Genomic DNA, 5,199 nt, shown 5'->3' with positions numbered 1-5,199 from the left:
AAGCAGATGGAGCAAGCGCTGCGCCAGAGCCAGACCGAACTGCAACTGATCATCAACGCCATGCCGGTGCTGATCGGTTACGTCGACCGCGAGGAGCGTTTTCGCCTGAACAACAGCGCCTACCTGGACTGGTACGGCCTGACCCCGCAGGAGCTGTACGGCAAGACCATCCGCGAAGTGGTGGGCGACGAGATCTACGCCACCCGCGCCGAGAACATTGCCGCTGCACTGGCGGGCAAGCCCTGCAGCTTCGAAGCCAACTCGCCCCACCGCGACGGTCGCCCGCGCCACGCCCTGATGAAGTACCTGCCGCGCTATGGCGCCGACGGTGCCATCAACGGCTTCTACATTTTTGTCATCGATGAAACCGAGCGCAAACAGACCGAAGAGGCGCTGCGCAACCTCAACGAAACCCTGGAAGAGCGGGTCAACCGCCGCACCGAGGCCCTGGCCACTGCCAACCAGCGCCTGCAGAACGAAATGTTCGAGCGCGAACGCGCCGAAGATGCCCTGCGCCATGCGCAGAAGATGGAGGCCGTGGGCCAGCTCACCGGCGGCATCGCCCACGACTTCAACAATATGCTCACCGGCATCATCGGCAGCCTGGACCTGATGCAGCGCTACATCGACAACGGCCGCGGCGCCGAGATCGGTCGCTTCACCGAAGCCGCCATGTCCTCGGCCAAGCGCGCCGCGTCCCTGACCCACCGCCTGCTGGCCTTCTCCCGGCGCCAATCCCTGGACCGCCAACCCCTGGACCCGAACCATTTGGTGCGCTCACTGCAGGAGCTGTTCAACCACACCAAGGGCGAGCACATCCAACTGCAGATGCAACTGGCGGATGGCGTGTGGCCGGTGAATACCGATGCCAGCCAGCTGGAAAACGCCCTGCTCAATCTGGTGATCAACGCCCGCGACGCCATGCCCGACGGCGGCCGGCTGCTGATCGAGACCGCCAACAGTTACCTCGACGGCAGCGACATCAGCACCCTGGAGCCGGTCAAGGCCGGTGACTACGTGATGCTCGGGGTCAGCGACAACGGCGCCGGCATGAGTCCGCGGATACTGGCCAAGGCCTTCGATCCCTTCTTCACCACCAAGCCCATCGGCCAGGGCACGGGCCTCGGGCTGTCGATGATCTACGGTTTTGCCCAGCAGTCCGGCGGACACGTGACCATCAGCAGCGAACCGGACCAGGGCACCTGTGTGCGTCTGTACCTGCCCCGCCTGCATAGCGCGCCCCTGGAAAGACCGGAAGCCACAAGCAGCGGCGAAGCGCCCCAAGCCATGGCCGGGGAAAGCGTGGTGGTGGTGGAGGACGACCCGGCAGTACGCATGCTGGTGCTCAACGTCCTCAACGAACTGGGCTACCGCGCCTTCGAGGCCGAGGACGCCCGCAGTGCCCTGCCCCTGCTGGAGTCGCCGATGCGCGTCGACCTGCTGGTGACCGACGTCGGCCTGCCGGGCATGAACGGCCGGCAACTGGCGGAGATCGCCCGCCAGCAACGCCCCGCGCTGAAAGTGCTGTTCATGACCGGCTACGCTGAAAAGGCGGCGGAGCGCCAAGGCTTTCTGGAGCCGGGCATGGACCTGATGGCCAAGCCGTTTTCCATCGAAGAGCTGGCACAGAAGATTCGCCAGATGATCGGCCGCGAGCCCTGAATTCAGGCATAATCCGCGGCCGCCGATTTTCCGCTACAAGGTCACTCCCCCATGAAAGCCCAAGCCCGCCACATCCTGGTGAAAACCGCCGAAGAAGCCGAGCAGCTCAAACAGCGCATCGCCAAGGGCGAAGCCTTCGACGTCCTGGCCAAGAAATACTCCACCTGCCCGTCGGGCAAGCGCGGCGGCGACCTGGGAGAAGTGCGCCCGGGACAGATGGTCGGCGCCATTGATCAGGTGATTTTCAAGAAGCCCCTGCGCACCGTGCACGGCCCGATCAAGAGCAAATTCGGCTATCACCTGGTGCAGGTGTTCTTCCGCGATTGACTCCCCAAGCCCAGACCCGCGCCTCCCCCGTAGGAGCTGGCTTGCCAGCGAAAGCGCCCGCAAGAACAGCACTCTCTTCAGAGGCCTCTTCGCCGGCAAGCCGGCTCCTACAAAGCGGGCCCCCTGGGAATCAAGGCCCCCGGATGCTGAATCACCCGGCTCGCCAATCGATGCCCGGCCTGCGCCGCGTCCACCGGGCTGCCACCCAGCAAACGACTGGCCAGATAAGCCGCACTGAAGGAATCCCCCGCCGCCGTGGTGTCCACCACCTGCTCCACCTGCTGCGCCGGTACTTCGTAGTTCTCACCGCCACAGCGCACCAGGCACGACTCGGCCCCGCGCTTGAGCACCACCTCGGCAATGTTCGGATACGCCGCAAACACCCCATGGGCGTAGTCATGGCCAAACAGTGCCTGCTCGTCATCCAGCGTCAGCAGCGCCAGGTCCACGTGCTCCAGCACTTGCAGGTAGGCCGCCCGCGCCTGCTCCACCGAAGCCCAGAGCCGGGGACGATAGTTATTGTCAAACACGACCAGCGCCTGGCGAATACGAGCCTCTAGCAACAGGTCAGTCAGCTTCTTGCGCCCCGTCTCCCCTAGCACCGCCAGGGTAATGCCACTGAAATACAGCACATCGTAATCCTGCAGATCCTCGAGGATCGGCCCCGCTGCCGCCGTATTGAAACAATCGCGCACCGCCGCTTCATTGCGCCAATACAGAAAACGCCGCTCCCCCCGCGCATCAGTCTGAATGCAATACAACCCCGGCAAACGCCCGGGCAAGCGCTGAACCTTTCCCAGGCCGATACCTTCCTCGGCCCAGCTCTGGCACATGGCATCGCTGAAGCTGTCGTAGCCCAGGGCGGTGACATAATCCACCTGAGCCTGCTGCCCGAGCTCCCGACTCAGATACACCGCCGTGTTCAAGGTATCGCCGCCAAAGCTCTGTTGCAGACTGCCGTCGTGACGCTGTTGCAGCTCGATCATGCATTCGCCGATGGCGGCGATGCGCTTCTTCCTGTTCATGTTCCTGACCTCCCCTTCAAAGCACACACCACCGGGTAGGAGCCGGCTTGCCAGCGAAGGCGTCCGCAAGACCTGCGTCCCATCCAAGGGCCTCTTCGCCGGCAAGCCGGCTCCTACAAACCGTGCATTTCCCCCGCCCCGTAGGAGCTGGCTTGCCAGCGAAAGCGTCCGCAAAACCTGCGTCCCATCCAAGGGCCTCTTCGCCGGCAAGCCGGCTCCTACAAACCGTGCATTTCCCCCGCCCCGTAGGAGCTGGCTTGCCAGCGAAAGCATCCGCAAGACCTGCGCCTCATCCAAGGGGCTCTTCGCCGGCAAGCCGGCTCCTACGGGTCAGAAGCAGGTATCCAGGCTTTCGATCACCTGCAGGCGCTCATCCACCAGCAAACCGGTGCGCCACTTGTCGAAGGTCAGGCACGGGTGCGATGTACCGAAGGAAATGATGTCGCCAATACGCAGTTCCACTCCCGGCGCCACGGTGAGAAACGCGTGCTGATCCATCACCGCCGTCACCTTGCACGCCGCGACATCATCACCGGCACCGGCCTCGGCTCCCGCGCGGTAACGCCGCAGCGGCACCGGCAACCCGGCGTCATAGGCCACATCGCGCTTGCCCAGGGCCACCACCGCAAACCCCGGCTCCGGCAGCGACTGCACATGGGCCCAGACTTCCATCGCCGGACGCAGGCCTTCGTGCAGATCACTGCGTCGATCCAGCACACAGCACTGAGCCTCTTTGTAGATACCGTGGTCATGGGCGACATAACTGCCCGGACGCAGCACGCTGAGGAAACGCCCCTTGGCGTTGTGGGTCTCGAAGGACTCGGCAATCAGGTCGTACCAGGCCGAACCCGAGGCGGTGATGATCGGCCGCTCGATGGCAAACAGCCCGTCGTTGTGCAGGTCCACCGCCAGACGCACCAGGGAATCGGCGAACTGGCGAATGCCGCTGATAGCCTGGTCGCCGTGGATCACCCCTTCGTAACCTTCGATACCGCACAACGCCAAAGCCGGCTGCGCCTGGATCGCCTTGGCCAGGGCCAGAACCTCCTGCTCGCTGCGACAGCCGCAACGACCGCCCACCACGCCGTACTCGATCATCACCTTGAGGCTAACCCCACGCTCAGCGAAAAACGCCCCCAGATCGGCCACGCTGTCCGGGTGATCCACCATGCAATAGAAATCGAAATCAGGATCGGCCAGCAGCTCGGCGATCAGCGCCATATTCGGCGCCCCCACCAGCTGGTTGGCCATCAACACCCGGCGCGCGCCATGGGCATAGGCGGCGCGAGTCTGCACCGCGGTGGCCAGGGTGATGCCCCAGGCACCGGCGTCCAGCTGCCGACGGAACAACGCAGGCATCATGCTGGTCTTGCCATGGGGCGCCAGCTCGGCGCCGCTGTCGCTGACAAACCTCTGCATCCAGCGAATGTTGTGTTCCAGCGCCTCGCGGTGCAGCACCAGGGCCGGCAGGCTGACATCTTTAAGCAGATTTGCACCGGCAGCAGCGGCACCCTTTTCCACCAGTGGCAGATTCAAAGCAGAAGACATGTTGGCACTCCTTATCAAGGCGGCTGCGCACAGCCGCGACACAGGCATCAATCGTTGATACGCCGGGCCAGGCGGTTGGCGCTGTCGATCAGCACCCGGCGATATTCCTGGTAATTGCGCTGGGCATCGGCCCTGGGCGCGACAATGCACAGGGTGCAAACGCACACCCCGCGCTCATCGCGCACCGGCGCGGCAAAACAATGGGTGAAGGTGTCGGCGACACTGTCGAAGGAAAAAAAACCGTCGTCGGTGGCCTGGCGGATTTCCTGGAGGAAGGTCTCCAGCGGCAGACGTGCGCCATTGGGCAGCATGAAGTCCTGATCATCGATCATCTCGACGATCTGTTCATCGCTCATATGCCCCAGCAGCAACCGCCCGGAAGCGGTCCAGGGAATCGGCGCGTTCTCGCCGATGTCCGAGGAAATACGGAAATGCCGCTCGCCCTCCTTCATCAGCGCCACGGTGTATTTGCGCCCGTTGAGCAGGCACATCTGCGCCGTTTCCCGGGTCTGACTGACAATTTCCTGCAACGCCTGATCGGCCTCGCGGCTCAGATCGAAATGACGCAGATGGGCCTGCCCGAGAAAATACAGCTGACGCCCCAGGTACACGTGCCCGTCCTTGCCCACCGGCTCCA

5 protein-coding genes are annotated in these 5,199 nt (G+C 63.8%); 2 read left to right on the top strand and 3 right to left on the bottom strand.

Features of this window, described 5'->3' with window-relative positions; all coding sequences use genetic code 11:
- Together BLX41_RS32285 and BLX41_RS32280 are read left to right on the top strand one after the other, a co-directional pair.
- The coding region (locus BLX41_RS32285) for a hybrid sensor histidine kinase/response regulator (RefSeq protein ID WP_259745474.1) at positions 1–1,662 on the top strand (1,662 nt) is incomplete at its 5' end.
- A 51-nt stretch (positions 1,663–1,713) separates the two neighbouring features.
- Positions 1,714–1,989, top strand: coding sequence for a peptidylprolyl isomerase (locus tag BLX41_RS32280; protein WP_011061856.1), 276 nt, complete (start codon positions 1,714–1,716; stop codon positions 1,987–1,989).
- Positions 1,990–2,096: 107 nt separating this feature from the next.
- Here BLX41_RS32280 and BLX41_RS32275 read toward each other — a convergent pair whose 3' ends face one another.
- From BLX41_RS32275 to BLX41_RS32265, 3 genes are all read right to left on the bottom strand, one after another.
- The gene (locus tag BLX41_RS32275) at positions 2,097–3,014 is read right to left on the bottom strand and encodes a sugar kinase (RefSeq protein WP_123728139.1); all 918 of its coding nucleotides are present in this window, start codon (positions 3,012–3,014) and stop codon (positions 2,097–2,099) included.
- 330 nt (positions 3,015–3,344) lie between these two features.
- Positions 3,345–4,562, bottom strand: a complete 1,218-nt coding sequence (locus BLX41_RS32270; RefSeq protein WP_123728138.1) for an amino acid deaminase — start codon at positions 4,560–4,562, stop codon at positions 3,345–3,347.
- A 47-nt stretch (positions 4,563–4,609) separates the two neighbouring features.
- A partial coding sequence (locus tag BLX41_RS32265; RefSeq protein WP_259745473.1) for an IclR family transcriptional regulator occupies positions 4,610–5,199 on the bottom strand: 590 nt, incomplete at its 5' end.

Source organism: Pseudomonas protegens (assembly GCF_003732485.1).
GTDB lineage: Bacteria > Pseudomonadota > Gammaproteobacteria > Pseudomonadales > Pseudomonadaceae > Aquipseudomonas > Aquipseudomonas protegens_B.
Note: the sequence above shows the minus strand (reverse complement) of the source record. Positions and strands in the feature narration are given on the sequence as shown.

Coding starts and splice junctions, on each gene's coding strand:
- BLX41_RS32280 (WP_011061856.1), top strand. CDS start 1,714: ATGAAAGCCCAAGCCCGCCACATCCTGGTGAAAACCGCCGAAGAAGCC.
- BLX41_RS32275 (WP_123728139.1), bottom strand. CDS start 3,014: ATGAACAGGAAGAAGCGCATCGCCGCCATCGGCGAATGCATGATCGAG.
- BLX41_RS32270 (WP_123728138.1), bottom strand. CDS start 4,562: ATGTCTTCTGCTTTGAATCTGCCACTGGTGGAAAAGGGTGCCGCTGCT.